The organism is Pseudomonas sp. REB1044, from assembly GCF_038813925.1.
GTDB classification, from domain to species: domain Bacteria; phylum Pseudomonadota; class Gammaproteobacteria; order Pseudomonadales; family Pseudomonadaceae; genus Aquipseudomonas; species Aquipseudomonas boreofloridensis.
On sequence record NZ_CP046139.1, the window covers coordinates 2,588,512 to 2,604,441 of the forward strand.

Here is a 15,930-nt window from a genome sequence, read left to right on the forward strand (position 1 = left end):
GATTGAAGTCAATTTGATATCGCCTGGATCCGAGATGTCCATGAAACTACCGCGCCCCTCAGACCGTATCGACACCCTCACGCAATTGCGCAACCTCAAGATGGCCCGGTCGGCGCATGCCTATGTGCGTGGCAGCACCGTGCAGTTCTACGACTGGCTGCACAGTCAATCCGGGCGCCGCCTGCCCAGCGGGCCGGCGGTGTGGATCTGCGGCGACTGTCACGCCGGTAACCTGGGTCCGACCGGGGATCTGAAGGGCCGTATCGACATCCACATCCGCGATCTCGACCAGACCGTGATCGGCAATCCAGCCCATGACCTGGTGCGACTGGGCCTGTCGCTGGCCACCGCCGCACGCAGCTCGGACCTGCCGGGCGTGGTCACTGCGCGCATGCTCGAGGAGATGATGCAGGGCTACGCCCAGGCCTTCGAACAGAGCGATGACGAAGGGCCCGAGCGGCCGGCGCAGGTCAAGGCTGGCATGCGCACCGCCGTGCGCCGCACCTGGAAACACCTGGCCCGCGAGCGCATGGAGCGGGTGCGTCCGAGCATTCCGCTGGGCAAGCATTTCTGGCCGCTGTCGCGCGAGGAAAAGACGGCGGTGCGCAAGCTCTGCGCCTCGGACGACATCCACACCCTGGTGACCTCGCTCAAGGGCCGTAGCCCGGAGGATCGCGTGGAGCTGCTGGACTCGGCCTACTGGGTCAAGGGCTGCAGCTCACTGGGCCTGTTGCGCTATGCCGTGCTGATGGCGGTTGGCGAGGGCGACGACCAGGAGTTCTGCTTATTGGACGTCAAGGAAGCCATCGCCGCCGCCGCCCCCCGTACCGCCCGCGCCTCGATGCCGCGCGACAATGCCCGGCGCGTGGTCGAAGGTGCTCGGCATCTTTCGCCGGGCCTGGGCAACCGCATGGTGGCGGTGCGCATGCTCGATCACGGCTTCTTCGTCCGTGAGTTGCTGCCCCAGGACATGAAACTGGAACTCGATGAGCTCAGCGAGCAGGAAGCACGCCGCGCCGCAGGGTATCTGGCCCGTGTGGTAGGTCATGCCCATGCCCGGCAAATGGACCTGAGCACGCGCGCGGCCTGGATCGAGGAGTTGCAACTGCACCGTTCCGAGACGCTGGATGCGCCGTCGTGGTTGTGGAGCAACGTGATTCAGTTGGTGGGCAGTCACGAGCAAGGGTATCTGGCGCATTGCAGGCAATATGCGTTGGAGCATTGATTCGCACGGCCGAGGGTAGTGGCTTGGAACAGCAAACAGTGTTGATTGGCTGGGATGTTGGCGGTTGGAACTGCGAGCGCAATCGTCTCAGTCGAGATGCGCTGGTCATCCTCGACCAGGACCTCCACGTGATGGGAGCGCCTTGGCGTGGCAACCTTCGTGCGTTGATCAACCAGTCGCTCTGCACGTCTGACTTCATTCAAGGGGTGCTCGATCACTGCCAGGTCGAGCCCGTCCTGAGCGAGGGCACTGAGATTGTGTTGGCCATCGACACACCGCTGGGGTTTTCCTGCGAATTTCTCAGGTTGCTGACCGACGCCCGTGCGGTTGCGCAGGTCCATGCCTCAGCCTCCAACCCGTATCTGTATCGATTCACCGAACGCTTTTTGTTCGAGCGCGGACTTTCTCCGCTCTCGGCGGTGAAAGATATGATTGGCAGCCAGGCCACCAAAGGCATGCATGTGCTGGCGCGCTTCGTCCCTCAGCGTCAACGCTGCGGCGTCTGGAGCGACGGCGAGCACGTCAGGGCCATCGAAGCTTATCCCAGTGCGGCGAATCGGTCCGTTGTCGTCGATGAACTCAGGCGCCGCTGTCTACAGCAGTCTGAGGCGGACATTACCGGCTGGCATGACGATGAGCGCGATGCACTGACCGCAGCGCTGCTTGCTTGGCTGTTCTCATTCAAACCGGAACTGTTGGCTGAGGCGCCTGCGCAGGCGCCCCCTGACGAAGGGTGGATCTTCGTTCCGAAAGATGCACTGAGTGGGTCGTGACTTGCACGTCTAGAACAGCCCGCCCAGCGTGATCGTTGCCCCTCCGCCGGCCTGTATCCCCACGTTCAGGCCGGCGGCCATGATCACGCCTTTGGCTGAGCGCAACAGACGTACTGCACTGTCGTGCGGCAGCAGCAGATTACCAATTGGAGTCAGCGTCGCGGCCGTCATCGCCAGTAACTTGGAATCGAGGCCGAACAGCATGGCCGAGCCGCTGGCGCCGCCGAGCAACCCGATTCCGCCTTCGATGAACACGCAGGCGCCTCCGAAATCTTCGCGCACCAAGTCACGCGAAGCGATGGTATCGGCCACCAGTACCCGGCCGACTGCAGGTAGATGTTCGGTCGCACCCGCGGCTCCAACGCTCTTGCCACGGATCTTCAAATTGACCTTACCGAAGCGCGGCACCCGCGCGCCCAGGCCGGCGCCAAAGCCTACCGAACCGTAGCGAAACTGATGGTCGACGCCGTTGGGGTCAGTGAGGGTGAGCGCGCCGCCGGTAGCGGCGGCGAATACCACGGTCAGGCCGCCACCGGTGGCGGTCTTGTAACGCCATTCACTGACGGTGACAGGCAAGGGGATGTGCATCTGAATGTCCTTATGCAGATTGAGCGCGACGACGTTCCCGAATCCAGGCGACCGCGTGATAGACGCCACCTGATAGCGAAACCAGCGCGAAGAGTCCGCTCAGCAGACTGGCGCCCCACAGTGCACCACGATCATCGATGATCGCGGTGGCGGCGGGCGATTCTGCGCGGTACAGCACTGCCACTGGATTGCCCACCGAGTAGCCGAAGATCAGCCCGTTTTCGGGGTAGCTGAAGGTGTCGCCCGAGGCAGTGGCGAAGTCGATCTGGGGATGGCTGCCGCCGGCGTTCAACGCACTGACGTGGCCTTCGGCACGTTGCGCGTGGGCGATGAAGTCCAGTCGTTCTTCGACCAGCCAGAAGGTGAGGTACAGCAGACACAGGCCCAGCGGGAGAAAAAGCAGGGCCCGGAGGAAATTGCCTCGGGAGGCGAGGGGCGTCTTGGCCATGACGGCGATCCTTGCATCGTCCTTGAAACGGCCGGTATTGCAGCCAAGTTGGGCATCAGTGTCAAGCCTCGCCGCGTGAGGCTGCTGCCGCTCACTTGTGTACAATCGCCTGATGAATATCGCCCAGCGCCATGATGCGTTGGGCGGCATTGAGCTTGATGGCTTCCTTGGGCATGCCGAATACCACGCAACTGGCTTCGTCCTGGGCGACGGTGGCGGCGCCGGCGTCGAGCATCTCTTTCAGGCCGCGTGCACCGTCGTCGCCCATGCCGGTCATGATGATGCCGGTCGCGTTCTTGCCGGCGAAGCGGGCCACGGAGCGAAACAACACGTCGACCGACGGCCGATGGCGGTTCACCAGTGGGCCTTCGACCACCTGGGCGTGATAGTAGGCGCCGCTGCGGGTCACCATCAGGTGCTTGCCCCCGGCGCGATCAGCGCCAGGCCAGGCAACACCCGGTCATTGTTGCGCGCTTCACGCACTTCGATCTGACAGATGCTGTTGAGCCTCTCGGCAAAGGACGCGGTGAATTTCTCCGGCATGTGCTGCACGATCACCAGGCCCGGGCACACCCTCGGTAGCGCGGTGAGCACCGTTTCCAGTGCCTGGGTGCCACCGGTGGACGTGCCGATGGCGACGATGCGTTCGGTGGTCTGTGCCATGGCCTGGCCGCCCGCGGCGGACAGGATAGCGTCCGCGCTGAGCTTGCTCGCGGGCGCAGCCATCGGCGCAGGGCGCACCACACGCCTGCCCAGGTTCTTGACATTGGAGTTCGCCGCTGCACGTATCGCCCCGACCAACTCAGCGGCTGACTCCATCAGAAAGCTCTTCAGCCCCGTGGTGGGTTTGGTGATGATCTCGACCGCGCCGGCCGAGAGCGCCTGCAAGGAGGTTTCCGCGCCTTTCTGCGTCAGCGACGAACAGATCACCACCGGCGTGGGCCGCTCGTCCATGATTTTCCTGAGAAAGGTGATGCCGTCCATGCGCGGCATTTCCACATCCAGCACGATCACGTCCGGCCACTCGCGCGCCAGTTTGTCCATGGCGAAGATGGGGTCGGAAGCGGCGCCCATCACGCGGATGTCCGGCGTTTCGTTGAGAATCGCCAGCAGCACCTGGCGCACTACGGCCGAATCATCGACCAGCAGCACGCTGATTTTTTTGGTAGGCATCTTTACGCAGGGTTCCCATTGGTTGGTGCCGGACCCAGACATTGCCGGTCCACAGGTCGAAGAGGATGGTGCGGTAGCCGGTGCTGCCCATGTCCTGGGCGGCCAGGTGCAGGTGATGACGTTCGGCCAAGGCCAAGGCTGCACGGATGTTTAGGCTGGCCACGTCCTGATCGGGCAGGTGGCGATGTTGCTCAGGGAACATCTCGCCACCGCCGAACACTTTCACCTGATAGTCACGCGCCCGCGTGCCGTGGGCCCTGGCGTGGCGCAGCAGCAGTTCGAGGGCCTCGTCGGCGTACTTGCCGTCCAGCGGCTGGTCGCGGCGGGTACGGGCCGGCAGCATGAAATGGCACATCCCGCCGATCAGGCGTTGCGGGTGCCACAGGGTGAACGCCACGCAAGAGCCGAGCAGGGTCCGCAGCCTCAGCGGGCGCGTGGCGAAGCTGACTTGGCCGGGCGCCAGGATCAGTTCGGTGGTGTTCGTGGCTGTTTTCATGGTTTGCGATAGATCGACGGCGCCACCAGCTTCAACGTGTCGTTCACGCCGTGCAGGCTTTCCGAGTGGCTGATGATGAAGTAGCCGCCGGGTTTGAGCTGGGGCAGCAAACGCGCGACCACCTGGCGCTTGGTGGGTTGATCGAAATAGATCATCACGTTGCGCAGGAAGATCACATCGAACTCGCCCAGGCCAGGCAGCGGCTCGTTGAGGTTGACCTGGATGAAATTGACCCGGTTGCGCAGCGACCTGTCGATCAGGAATGTACCTTCCTGGCGGCCAACGCCTTTCAGACAGTACTTGCTCAGCAGCGGCTGGGGCAGGGTACTGGCACGCTCCATGGCGTAGTGCCCGCTGCGCGCCTTGGCCAGCACCTGGGTGCTGATGTCCGAACCGATCACCTCCCAAGGCGTGGTGTTCAAGCCTTCGGCCAGGGTCATCGCCAGGCTGTAGGGCTCTTCGCCGGAGGAGCTCGCCGCGCTCCACACCCGAAACACCTTGCCTGGCGCTGCCTTGGGCAGCACCTGCTGGCGCAGGAAGTCGAAGTGCTTGGGCTCACGGAAAAAATAGGTTTCGTTGGTGGTCAGCAAATCCAGGGCCACCTGCAGCTCGCCCTTGCGCTGGTCGCCCATGATCAGCTTGAAATAATCCCCATAGCTGTCCAGCTCATAGTGCTTGAGGCGCTTGAACAGACGCCCAGCTACCAGTGCCTTTTTTGCCGGCGACAGGTTGATGCCGGCTGCGCGGTGCAGCCAGGCCTGGAATTGACCGAACTCCCGGTCGTCGAGTGATGAAGTGTCGGTCATGGTCGCGCCTCACCGGCCTTCGGCTTCAAGCGCCGGCAACTGGCCGGCCTCGGCCAGGCTGGACATCTCATCGATGGACAGCACCTTGTCGACGGCCAGGACGATGACGAACTTGCCATCGACCTTGGCCATGCCGCTGATGAAGTCGGCGCGAATCCGCGCGCCGAAGCTGGGTGGCGGTTCGATCTGCGCGGCCGGTACTTCCTGCACGGCCGAGACGGTATCGACCAGCAGCCCGAGGTCCTGGGGCTGCCCCTCCTGGGTGCTGGCCTCGATGATGATCACGCAGGAGCGCCGGGTGATGGTGGAGTTGGGCCTGCCAAAACGCGCCGACAGGTCCACCACCGGCACCACCGCGCCGCGCAGGTTGATCACGCCGCGCACGAAGGTGGGCATCATCGGCACCACGGTCAGGCTGCCGTATTCGATGATCTCCTTGATGCCCAGAATGCCGATGGCGAACATCTCGCCCCCGAGCATGAAGGTCAGGTACTGCCCATCCTCGTCCGCCGCACTGGCGGTCTGACGGGTGGCGATCACTGCGCCCATATGATTCTCCTGGTTGGCCCGTGCCAATTCCCTGATCAGAAACGGGTGAACTCCGACTCGTCCGGCGCACCGGCCATGCTGTAGGCGAAGGCCTTGCGCGGTGCCTGCTGGACCGGGCGTGGCGAGGGGCGGGCGAGCTTGCCGCTGCTGTCGACATTGTTACCCTGTGCCACGGCCTTGGTGGTCGAATCCAGCACGAAGAAACTCATGGCCTGTTGCAACTGCTCGGCCTGGCTGCTCATTTCCTCGGCGGTGGCGGCCAGCTCTTCGCTGCTCGACGCGTTCTGCTGGGTGACTTGGTTGAGCTGGGTCATCGCGGTGTTGATCTGCGCGACGCCTGCGGCCTGCTCCTCGGACGCTGCGCTGATTTCCTGCACCAGGTCGGAGGTCTTGTTGATCGACGGCACCATCTCGTCCAGCAGCTTGCCGGCTTTCTCGGCCATCTCGACGCTGCTCGAAGACAGCTCGCCGATTTCCTGGGCGGCCACTTGGCTGCGCTCGGCGAGCTTGCGCACCTCGGCGGCCACCACCGCGAAGCCCTTGCCGTGCTCGCCGGCCCGCGCGGCCTCGATCGCGGCGTTGAGGGCAAGCAGGTTGGTCTGGTAGGCGATGTCGTCGATGATGCTGATGCGCTGGGCAATCTTCTTCATCGCCACTACCGTCTGCTGTACCGAGTCGCCGCCGTCGGTGGCTTCCTTGGCCGCCTTGCTGGCCATGCCATCGGTGACCTTGGCGTTCTCGGTGTTCTGGTTGATGCTGGCGCTCATCTGCTCCACCGATGCACTGGTTTCCTCGACGCTGGCCGCCTGTTCGCTGGTGGCCTGGCTCATCGACTGCGCAGTGGCGCTGACCTGCTCCGAGGCGCTGGCCAGGTAGTCGGCAGCATTGCGCACTTCGCCGATGATATGCGCCAGCTTGCCGACCATATTGCGCATGGCATTGAGCACCATGCCGGTTTCATCCTTCGCGCCGGGCTCGATATGGGCACTGAGGTTGCCTTCGGCCAGTTGCTCGGCTGCCGTGGCGGCCTGGCGCAACGGGCGGGCGATGATCCGGGCGATGAACAAGGCCAGGCCCAGGCCGATCAGCAGCGCCGCGATCAACACGGCGATGATCGACCAGCGTGAGCTTTCATACAGGGCGGTGCCCTTGTCCCCTGCGGCGGTGGCACCGGCGTCGTTGAGTTCGACCATCTTCTGCAAGTGGCCGGTGACCTCGTCGAAATGGGTCTTGGACTCGCCCCTGATCAGGCTGCGGGCCTCGGCTTCCTGGTTCTGGCGCGACAGCTCGAACAGTCGCGCACTGGCCTTGAGGTACGCGGCCCACGCGCTTTTCACGTTCGACAGCAGTTGCCGATCCTCATCACTGACGATCAGGCCTTCATAGGTTTCCAGCCGAGTCTCGAACTCCTTGCGTGCATCGGCCGCTTCCAGCTCGGCCTGGGCTTTCTGCTCGGCGATGTCAGTGCCGAGACTGCGGTTTTCCTTCAGGCGATAGTTGGCGGCAAAAAGCGCATGCCTGCCGCCGCGCGCATCGACGGCATCCAGTTGCTCTTGATGTCCTGCGCCGCCTGGTTGACGGCGCCCAACTGGACGATGGCGAAGCCCCCCATCACCGCGGTGAGCGCCAGGACCAGCAAGAACGCGCTGATCAACTTGGTGGATATTTTCAGGTCGTAGAACCATTTCATCGGGGAAACCTCCATGGAAGTGCAAGAACGTCAACGCGTGGTGCCCGACAGGGCCTGGGACGCCGGAGCCGGGCGGGCTTCCAGTTGTACGATTTGATTGAGCAGGGCAGGGACGTCCAGGATCAGCGCGACCGCACCGCTGCCCAGGATGGTCGAGCCACTGATGCCGCGCAGCGCCCCGAACAGCTTGCCCAGGGGTTTGATGACGGTCTGGAACTCGCCGAGCAATTCGTCCACCAACAGCCCGGCCTTGTGCTCGGCATAGCGCACCACCACGACGTTCTGGCGCCGCGCAGGCGCACCCTCGTGGTTGAAGTGCTCGCGCAGGTCCACCAGCGGCAGTACCTCGCCCCGCAAATCCAGGTAGCCCTGGTCACGCGTCGACACCGGCTGGTGTTCGTCGAGCTCGATGCATTCCTGGACCATGTCCAGCGGGATCACATAGGTGGACTGATCGATCCCCACCAGGAAGCCATTGATGATGGCCAAGGTCAGCGGCAGCCGAATGCGCACCAGCGTGCCCTGGCCGTGACGGCTGTCCAGATCGACGGTGCCGCGCAGCAGGGTGATGTTGCGCTTGACCACATCCATGCCCACGCCGCGTCCGGAGAGGTCGGTCACCGCTTCGGCAGTGGAGAAGCCCGGCTCGAAGATCAGGTTGTAGATCTCCTGGTCGGTCAGTGTCGCGCCGCTGGCGACCAGGCCGCGCTCCTGCGCCTTGTGCAGAATGCGCTCACGGTTGAGGCCAGCGCCGTCGTCGGCGATTTCGATGACGATGCTGCCGGAGTCGTGATAGGCATTGAGCCTCAAGTGGCCCTTGCTCGGTTTGCCCGCCGCCTGCCGCGCCTGGGCATTCTCGATGCCATGGTCCATGGCGTTGCGCAGCAGATGCATCAACGGATCGCCGATCTTCTCGACCACCGTTTTGTCCAGCTCGGTTTCAGCGCCGCTGATGATCAACTCGATGTCCTTGCCCAGTTCCTGACTGACATCGCGCACCACCCGACGGAAGCGATTGAAGGTGTCGCCGATGGGGATCATGCGCAGGTGCAGGGCGCTGTCGAGGATTTCCTCGACCAGGCCCGACACGCTGGAGGTGGCTTCCTGCAACGGGTCGTTGTCGCACGAACGGGCCAGCAGGCTCGCTCCGGCGCTGGCGATGACCAACTCGCCCACCAGGTTGATCAGTTCGTCGAGCTTGTCGGCGTTGACCCGCACATAGTTACCGTCGCGGGGTTTGCCTTCGGCAGGCGCCGTCACGCGCTGGGGCGTGCCCACCAGAGGCACGACCTCGGGCTGGAGGACCAGCTCGGTGCCGGACACTGAAGCGCTTTCGCTCGCCTCATCGACGCGGCTGATGTGTACGTCACAGTCTTCACGCACGAAATCGAAGACTTCGTTGAGGCTGGCGTGGCCGGCGCTGGAACTCAGATCGAGCTCGAAGCCCAGGTAGCAGCTTTCAGGATCCCAACGGCTCAGGTCTGGAATGCGCTCGGTAAGGGTGCGCAACTGCACGATCTGCCCCAGGGTTTCGAGATAGCGCAGGAAGGACAGCGGGTCCATGCCGTTGCGAAACACGTCCTCGCCGAAACGCAGCGAGATATGCCAGAGCACCTGGCCTTCTGCGCGTGCAGCAGGGGTGTCGGTTTCGAGTCCGGTCAGCGGGACATCCAGGTGCCGATAGGCATTCAACGCTTGGCGTAACGCGTCTTCGCGCTCAACGGCGACGGGCGAGAGCGCTTCACCCCGGCTGGCAACCACCTCGATCAGCTCCAGCATGTGGTCGCCGGACTTGAGCAGCACGGCGATCAGTGCGGCATCGACCGCTATCAGTCCGTCACGCAGCCGGTCGAGTACATCTTCGACGATGTGCGTGAACGTGACGATCGGCGTCAGTCCGAACAGCCCGGCAGAGCCCTTGATGGTGTGGGCGGCACGAAACACCGCGCCGATGGCATCCTCGTCGTCCGGTTCGCTTTCCAGTTGCAGCAAGGATTGCTCCATGGCCTGCAACAGTTCGCGCGCCTCGACGATGAAGGTTTGCAGTGCCTGATCGAGATTGATGCTCACCTGAACGGTCCTTGTCGATGATTGAACAGCATATGGCGAGGGCTAGACGAGGCAGCGACACAGTTGCAACGCCTGTTTGACCGCCTGGCTCTGGTCGGTCAGCGTCAACGCCGTGCCGGCAGCGCTGGCTTCGCGCTGGACGACCGCCAGCAGTTGCACGCCGGCGCCGTCCATTTCCGTGACCTGGGACAGATCGAGCTGCACACACGCTGTTGCGCCCATCTCGGGCAGCAGCGCAGCGGCCAGCTCGGCCACGGTGTAGATCGTCAGCTCACCGTCGATGACCAGGTGGACGGTGCCGTCGAGCGTTTCGCGAGTGATAGGCATGCAGAACTCCTGGTCCACGACGCTCAGGGCAGGATCAGCTTGGACACCGCCGCCAGCATCTGCGCCGGCTGGAACGGCTTGACCACCCAGGCCTTGGCCCCGGCGGCCTGGCCCTCGGCCTTTTTCGATTCCTGGGACTCGGTGGTCAGCATGATGATGGGCGTGAACTTGTAGCTGGCGAGCTTCTTAACCTCCTTGACGAAGGTGATGCCATCCATGTTCGGCATGTTCACGTCGCTGATGATCAAGTGCACTTTCTGTCCGGTGAGCTTGCTCAAGGCGTCCTGGCCATCGCGGGCTTCGATCACCTCGTAACCGGCGCTCTTCAGGGCAATGCCCACCACCTGCCGTACGCTGCTGGAGTCGTCGACCACTAATACGTTCTTCGCCATGGTGTACTTCCTAAAAGAAGGTGATGTCTTGGGAATGCTGCTGTTCGGCCGCGTTGCCATGGTGGTTGCGGCGTTGCTCGTCGGTGGCGTAGGTCGCCTCCATGCGCGCCAACCACTGGCGGGCATCGACCGCCACGGCCTGGTCCGGCGCCTGGCTGGCTTGCTGCAGGTGTTCGTGCAAATCGTGCATGTGGTCGCGCACATGACTGAGGATCTGGCTGACACGGTCCTGGAACTGCAGGTTGACCAGCACCTCGGTCATCTCGTCGCGGATGCCGTAGCTCTCCTGCTTGAGCAGGTCGGCCGATTCGGCCAGGCGCCCGGTGATGCTCTGAAAGCGTTCGAGCACCTGCTGGATGCTGTGCTCCGACTCGCTCACCGAAAGACCGTCCTGCTCGGCGCTGTTGGACGCGGCCTGAACGAGCTGGGTGATAGCGTTGTTGATGATGTCGACCTTGGCCGACATCTGCTGACCGGTTTCGCTGGACTTGCTCGACAGGCTGCGCACGGCATCGGCCACCACCGCAAAGCCGCGCCCGGCCTCACCGGCACGTGCGGCTTCGATGGCTGCGTTAAGGGCTAGCAGGTTGGTTTGCGCCGCGATCGCGGCCACATCGGCGGCCATGGTGCGCAGTTCACCCGTGTACGCGGTAAGGCTGCGGACCTGGGACAGGGTCTGGTCGCGGCTGGTCTGCGTGGCCTTGAGCGAATCGATGACCTGGCTCAGTTCGCTGTCGCTGCGCGCCAGCACCTTGAGCGCGCCTTCGGCGCTTTGTCCATCCAGTTCGCCGGCGGCGTGCTGCGAGGCCTGCACGGTGTCCTGCAGACGCTGGGCGATGCCGGTGAAGCGGTTGGCCAGTGATACGATCGCTTCTTCGGTCTGCTGACGCGAGCTTTCCACCTGCTTGGCCCAGATCGGCATCGCGCCGAGCAGCACCTCGTCGAGCTGGGCACGCGAAGCCGTGTTGGCCTGCGTTGCCTGCGCCGTGACGTGATCCAGCGCGAATGCCTGCGCACGGCGAATGGCCTCGGCCTGGGATTTCGCGCTCAAGACGCCGACGCCCAGGCCGATCAGCACGAGCACCGTACAGGCCAGCAGGTTGGCCGTGGAGATGGATTGCGTGAGCAGCCACACCACTGCGGGCAGCACAGGGATCAGGGCGAACCAGAGAAAACGCGGCTGAGCGGGAGCGGGGAGGAGGGGGAGTGACGCTGGGTCATGGTTCCGTCCTTGGAAGATGTTTCGGTTTTAACGATAGAGGGTTATCTGCGCTGTGCCCCTGGACTTGAGGTTTTGGAGGTGCCTTCCGTCGGGTTCTTGACAGAGGTATTTCTGACGCACGCACTGAATGGGGAAAGGCGAACAGCCGTTACCTCACGGAGCCAGCGCAGGATTTGCCCTTCGCAATCTGCGCTAAAGCTCATGAGGCGGTGAGGCCGAGTGACGAGAGCTGGGAACAGATGGTGTCGTACGTGCGCTGTCCGAGCGGTGCTGATCGAACTATGCTCGCCTGTGGACCAGTGAGAAACACGTTCGATCGTCTGGGGACGCGTCTGGCGGGAACGGGGAGTGAAGAGTTCAGCCCCCGTCAATGAGAGTGTCAGATTTTTTGTGTGCGGGCCGATAACGGCCTGCCGTCAGGCTGACCATGCTTTTACCAGGTCGGCCTGATAAATCGATCTCCGTACAGCATCGCGAATTGATTCATCGCATTCTTCCAATCATGGGCCGCTGAGCCCCAGTTTGCCGTGATGTTCCGCAGCCCCAGCCAGATCAGCTTGGTGGCGGCCTCATCCGTTGGGAAGTGACCACGCGTTTTGATGATCTTGCGTAGCTGGGCGTTGATGCTTTCGATCGCGTTGGTCGTATAGATCACTTTTCGAATGCCCGACGGGAAGACAAAGAATGGAATCACTCGATCCCAGGCTCTTCTCCATGCCGCAACTACCGTTGGGTACTCTTTGCCCCAAGGGCCGTTTTCAAACGCATCCAGTGCTTGCTCAGCCGCCTCGGCGTTGATGGCCTGATAGATCGGCTTGAGCGCTTTGGCCAGATCACGACGCTTATCCCACGCTGCATAATCGAGACTGTTGCGGATCAAGTGGACGATGCATGTTTGCAGCGTGGTGGCCGGAAACACGGCGCTTAGCGCATCTGGCATCCCTTTGAGGCCGTCGGTTACGGCGATCAGCACATCCTCAACGCCGCGCGTCTTAAGGTCATTGAAGACCTTCATCCAGAACTTCGCACCTTCGGTATTTTCGATCCAGATCCCGAGAATATCGCGCGTCCCATCGGGTAGAACGCCCAGCGCCAAGTAAATCGCTTTGTTGCGCACAAGCCCTTCTTCGCGAATCTTGACTCGCAGTGCATCAAAGAAAATGACCGGGTACATCGGCTCCAGCGGCCGCTGTTGCCACGCGCCGATTTCCTCCATCACCTCGGCCGTGACCGAACTGATGAAGTCATGCGAAACATCCGTTCCGTACTGTTCAGAGAGGAATGCGCGAATTTCCCGAACGGTCATGCCTCGGGCATACATGGCGATGATCTTGTCATCGAAGCCGGTGTAACGGCGTTCATGCTTGGGAATCAGGATGGGCGCAAAACTACCGTCTCGATCACGGGGGATATCCAGCCGCAGCGGCCCCTCTCCAGTCAGAACCGTCTTGCCAGTCCTGCCATTGCGCTGATTGGTTTCATCCTCTGGGCGCTGCGCGCCCGGCGGATAGCCCAGATGGTGACTGAGCTCGGCGTTCAAGGCTCGTTCGATGAGCGCCTTCTTGAATGCCGCAGAGGCGTCTTCGATAGCCTCCGCAGTCATCAGGCCCTCACCGAACTGCTCAAGCAGCTCCTTGGGGATTTTTGGTAGGTCACGCAGGGGTTTCTTCTTGGTTGGCATACATGCACCTCTTGCTCATGTTATGCCCGAACACAAAATTTCTGACATACCCCCGTCAATTGACTAACTTAAGTGATCACTCCGCAGGCAGGATTAGCCCTAAGCACGCCAGCGCCAGCAACAGCGTACCAAGCATCATGAACCCATAGTTTAGAGGCGTGAACTGCGCATTGCTGCGACCTTCGAGGTCGCCAGCAGCAGCGTTCAGTCCACGCTGGCCTAGCCAAGTGACCCAGCCAGTGACCGGCAGCAGCCCTAGGTTCAGTAGTTCAACAATGGGGAGACCAATGTTATGGCTCGACAAAACTTCGGCTAATGTAGCGATTAGCATGACGATCACGAAGAGGGTCGCTAGTTTCATGGGATTCCACCGAAAATCACTGCCATTACGCTTGAGGTGAGTATCGGCCTCACGGTAAAGGGAATGAGTGAAAAACACCGAGAACAGTGCGCGAGCTATCGGCCACAGCTTTTCGCCGGTACTGCGCTCGAGTTGCTTCCAGTTCGCGAAAGCCCAGTAGAGCTGGTACATGCCAAATGAAAGAATCCAGAGCGTAAGGAATTTACCTCTGGAAACGACATAGAACGGGCGGTCTTCGGTTGTCTGCGGGGGATGCTCTGGTCTGGCTGGTCAGGGGCATAGGTGGTAACTGGGGTGGTATTGGGCACGGACTGTCCTTTGATTGGGCCGAAATTGGACGGGCACGTTAACGCATGCCTTGAGGCGAACCCATCAGAGAAGTCGTCTTTACTAGGCGGTCATTATGTAATTTAACATAATATACATTATGCGCACCATCGTATGAGGCTATCGGGATGTGGCTGGGCAGAAATCTAGCTGTCGCCCTTCGGTTGACGGCGATCATGAACAGCGGCGGCCCAGTGATCTAGGCAACGCTCAGTTAGCTGCTGGCCACCGCTGTTCATGACCGCTCTACGCTGTATGGACTGGGAATGAGAGCCGGAGCAATTCTGAGGTGACAAAATCACCAAATGGACCATGCTGCCAATCCTTGATGTTGATCAAATATTTGGCATTTTTGAAATCCCTAAGATTGTCAGTGATCAACGGGAAATCAAGCGACCACTCACCATAGTCAACATCAGTTTCATTCTTGAGAAGTCCACTATTCGTTTTCTTGACACCAGATAAGCCGCCGATCTTCTTGTGCAAGGTTGGGTCATCACGAAAAGTTTGGCCTTCCAGAGTTCCAAAATAGCCACCGCCAGTGACCGTTCCGTCTGGTTCCAGGCTGCCAAAACCGGCTGTGCCTAACGGCGCATCCTCACCAAGAGAGCCAAAACCAAATCGATTAGCGGGCTGAGCTGCGAGACGGTTTAGTTGTTCATGAGCATAGAGGCCGATGAGTCTGACAGACTCATCAGGATGGTCGAGCCGTGGAATCTCCAGAAAGCCGCGAGCGCTGACGGTAAAGCTGTATTCATCCCCTTGTTCAGCCAAAAGATCTACCTGCTTAGCGTAAAGAAAATTCCACGTGCAGTTGTCGAGAAACACGAGTGGCTTAGACATGACCCTACTTCCTAGTAATGGGAACAGCGATTGTAGGCCAGATAGCTGAACCCTGAAGGCTGCAATGGGGATATAGCATTTAGCAATAACTACACTAAATATTCATTTAGTTTAGTTATCTACCAGCGTCAACCAAACGCGGCGGCACGAAGTAAACAAGTTCCCGCTCAACTGTGCCTAGAACCAGATCTTTCCCGTCCCCACGGAACCATCACAACGCAAATCTCTCCAACCCCGCATCCGGTATTCCAGTCACTGGCAGGATGCCGGTCCATCCCAACTGACAAGGACGCTCCGCAATGCGCACCATGCTGCTCCCTTTAGCCATCGTTATCACTGCACTCGTCGGCTGCTCGGACCCCAAGAAAGCCTCCGAAGAAAACTTCGAAAAAGCCGCGCAGGCCTGGCTCGACAAGGCCTATCCAGAGTGCCTGGTCACATCGACGTTCCCGATGAACACCCAGGAATTCGACGTCTACGGCACTAACAAGACCTTGAATGCCTTGGCCGAGGTCGGGGTGCTGACAGCCGTGGAGACGTCTCGCAAAGACTATCCCGAAAACATCTTTCAGAAAGCCCATACCGAAATCAAATATCGGTACGAACTCACTGACGAAGGCCGCAAGTACCTCAAAGATGACGCGCGTACGAAGCCTGATGGCACCGTCATTCCAGGCCTGTGCATCGGCCGCGCAAAGGTCGACAAGATTGAGCAGTTCAGCGAGCCTGGGGACATGATGGGCCACCGGATTTCTGAGGTGACCTACACCTACAAGGTCGACGATCTGCCCAAGTGGGCCTCCACCCCGGCGTTGATGGACGTCAATAGCGACGTCAAACGCATGGTTGCCAGCCAGGAAAAACCCATTCGCGAAAAGCGCGCCTTCGTATTGACGAACAATGGCTGGATTCACGAGCGGCTGTTCCGCGAGTAACGGGCGTCAGTGCAGGCTGCGACG

The 15,930-nt window shown here is 61.2% G+C and carries 15 protein-coding genes and 2 pseudogenes; 3 read left to right on the forward strand and 14 right to left on the reverse strand.

Features of this window, described 5'->3' with window-relative positions:
• The first annotated feature begins 40 nt into the window (after nt 1-40).
• The gene (locus GKC70_RS11750) at nt 41-1,225 is read left to right on the forward strand and encodes a DUF2252 family protein (protein ID WP_342651510.1); all 1,185 of its coding nucleotides are present in this window, start codon (nt 41-43) and stop codon (nt 1,223-1,225) included.
• A 23-nt stretch (nt 1,226-1,248) separates the two neighbouring features.
• Entirely contained in the window at nt 1,249-1,998 is a 750-nt protein-coding gene (locus GKC70_RS11755) for a hypothetical protein (protein WP_342651433.1), read from the forward strand.
• 9 nt (nt 1,999-2,007) lie between these two features.
• Here GKC70_RS11755 and GKC70_RS11760 read toward each other — a convergent pair whose 3' ends face one another.
• The 14 genes and pseudogenes from GKC70_RS11760 to GKC70_RS11825 form a co-directional block, all read right to left on the reverse strand.
• Entirely contained in the window at nt 2,008-2,586 is a 579-nt protein-coding gene (locus GKC70_RS11760) for a hypothetical protein (protein ID WP_342651434.1), read from the reverse strand.
• 10 nt (nt 2,587-2,596) lie between these two features.
• Complete coding sequence (locus GKC70_RS11765; RefSeq protein ID WP_342651435.1) at nt 2,597-3,034, reverse strand: DUF3592 domain-containing protein; 438 nt, start codon at nt 3,032-3,034, stop codon at nt 2,597-2,599.
• Between the two features lie 91 nt (nt 3,035-3,125).
• Nucleotides 3,126-4,207: pseudogene (locus GKC70_RS11770) on the reverse strand (chemotaxis response regulator protein-glutamate methylesterase).
• Nucleotides 4,170-4,703 carry a chemoreceptor glutamine deamidase CheD gene (gene cheD, locus GKC70_RS11775; protein ID WP_342651436.1) on the reverse strand — a complete coding sequence of 178 codons (534 nt, stop codon included), beginning with the start codon at nt 4,701-4,703 and terminating at the stop codon, nt 4,170-4,172. Before cheD ends, GKC70_RS11770 begins: the two are co-directional and overlap by 38 nt.
• Nucleotides 4,700-5,509, reverse strand: a complete 810-nt coding sequence (locus GKC70_RS11780) for a protein-glutamate O-methyltransferase CheR (protein ID WP_116888310.1) — start codon at nt 5,507-5,509, stop codon at nt 4,700-4,702. The genes cheD and GKC70_RS11780 overlap by 4 nt, the downstream gene beginning before the upstream one ends.
• A 9-nt stretch (nt 5,510-5,518) precedes the next feature.
• On the reverse strand, nt 5,519-6,058 hold the full coding sequence (locus GKC70_RS11785; RefSeq protein ID WP_342651437.1) for a chemotaxis protein CheW: 540 nt from the start codon (nt 6,056-6,058) through the stop codon (nt 5,519-5,521).
• 35 nt (nt 6,059-6,093) lie between these two features.
• Nucleotides 6,094-7,748 (reverse strand): annotated as a pseudogene (locus GKC70_RS11790) (methyl-accepting chemotaxis protein).
• A 30-nt stretch (nt 7,749-7,778) separates the two neighbouring features.
• Nucleotides 7,779-9,818, reverse strand: coding sequence for a chemotaxis protein CheA (locus GKC70_RS11795; protein ID WP_342651438.1), 2,040 nt, complete (start codon nt 9,816-9,818; stop codon nt 7,779-7,781).
• 42 nt (nt 9,819-9,860) lie between these two features.
• The gene (locus GKC70_RS11800) at nt 9,861-10,145 is read right to left on the reverse strand and encodes an STAS domain-containing protein (protein ID WP_342651439.1); all 285 of its coding nucleotides are present in this window, start codon (nt 10,143-10,145) and stop codon (nt 9,861-9,863) included.
• Nucleotides 10,146-10,168: 23 nt separating this feature from the next.
• Complete coding sequence (locus GKC70_RS11805) at nt 10,169-10,537, reverse strand: response regulator (RefSeq protein WP_029612024.1); 369 nt, start codon at nt 10,535-10,537, stop codon at nt 10,169-10,171.
• A gap of 10 nt (nt 10,538-10,547) precedes the next feature.
• The gene (locus tag GKC70_RS11810) at nt 10,548-11,777 is read right to left on the reverse strand and encodes a methyl-accepting chemotaxis protein (protein WP_342651511.1); all 1,230 of its coding nucleotides are present in this window, start codon (nt 11,775-11,777) and stop codon (nt 10,548-10,550) included.
• A 415-nt stretch (nt 11,778-12,192) separates the two neighbouring features.
• Nucleotides 12,193-13,440: an IS256 family transposase gene (locus GKC70_RS11815; RefSeq protein WP_342651440.1), complete on the reverse strand. Its 1,248-nt coding sequence runs from the start codon at nt 13,438-13,440 to the stop codon at nt 12,193-12,195.
• Between the two features lie 76 nt (nt 13,441-13,516).
• On the reverse strand, nt 13,517-13,972 hold the full coding sequence (locus tag GKC70_RS11820) for a hypothetical protein (protein WP_342651441.1): 456 nt from the start codon (nt 13,970-13,972) through the stop codon (nt 13,517-13,519).
• A 402-nt stretch (nt 13,973-14,374) separates the two neighbouring features.
• Nucleotides 14,375-14,971, reverse strand: coding sequence for a hypothetical protein (locus GKC70_RS11825; protein ID WP_342651442.1), 597 nt, complete (start codon nt 14,969-14,971; stop codon nt 14,375-14,377).
• Between the two features lie 299 nt (nt 14,972-15,270).
• On the opposite strand from GKC70_RS11825, the gene GKC70_RS11830 reads away from it, so the two are divergent.
• On the forward strand, nt 15,271-15,906 hold the full coding sequence (locus GKC70_RS11830; RefSeq protein WP_342651443.1) for a hypothetical protein: 636 nt from the start codon (nt 15,271-15,273) through the stop codon (nt 15,904-15,906).
• Nucleotides 15,907-15,930: the final 24 nt, after the last annotated feature.

What these genes read in the sequence shown, in the direction of transcription:
- GKC70_RS11785 (WP_342651437.1), bottom strand. Translation starts at nt 6,058, where the DNA reads ATGGGCGCAGTGATCGCCACCCGTCAGACCGCCAGTGCGGCGGACGAG.
- GKC70_RS11830 (WP_342651443.1), top strand. Translation starts at nt 15,271, where the DNA reads ATGCGCACCATGCTGCTCCCTTTAGCCATCGTTATCACTGCACTCGTC.
- GKC70_RS11765 (WP_342651435.1), bottom strand. Translation starts at nt 3,034, where the DNA reads ATGGCCAAGACGCCCCTCGCCTCCCGAGGCAATTTCCTCCGGGCCCTG.
- GKC70_RS11820 (WP_342651441.1), bottom strand. Translation starts at nt 13,972, where the DNA reads ATGTACCAGCTCTACTGGGCTTTCGCGAACTGGAAGCAACTCGAGCGC.
- cheD (WP_342651436.1), bottom strand. Translation starts at nt 4,703, where the DNA reads ATGAAAACAGCCACGAACACCACCGAACTGATCCTGGCGCCCGGCCAA.
- GKC70_RS11805 (WP_029612024.1), bottom strand. Translation starts at nt 10,537, where the DNA reads ATGGCGAAGAACGTATTAGTGGTCGACGACTCCAGCAGCGTACGGCAG.
- GKC70_RS11800 (WP_342651439.1), bottom strand. Translation starts at nt 10,145, where the DNA reads ATGCCTATCACTCGCGAAACGCTCGACGGCACCGTCCACCTGGTCATC.
- GKC70_RS11760 (WP_342651434.1), bottom strand. Translation starts at nt 2,586, where the DNA reads ATGCACATCCCCTTGCCTGTCACCGTCAGTGAATGGCGTTACAAGACC.
- GKC70_RS11750 (WP_342651510.1), top strand. Translation starts at nt 41, where the DNA reads ATGAAACTACCGCGCCCCTCAGACCGTATCGACACCCTCACGCAATTG.
- GKC70_RS11780 (WP_116888310.1), bottom strand. Translation starts at nt 5,509, where the DNA reads ATGACCGACACTTCATCACTCGACGACCGGGAGTTCGGTCAATTCCAG.
- GKC70_RS11825 (WP_342651442.1), bottom strand. Translation starts at nt 14,971, where the DNA reads ATGTCTAAGCCACTCGTGTTTCTCGACAACTGCACGTGGAATTTTCTT.
- GKC70_RS11815 (WP_342651440.1), bottom strand. Translation starts at nt 13,440, where the DNA reads ATGCCAACCAAGAAGAAACCCCTGCGTGACCTACCAAAAATCCCCAAG.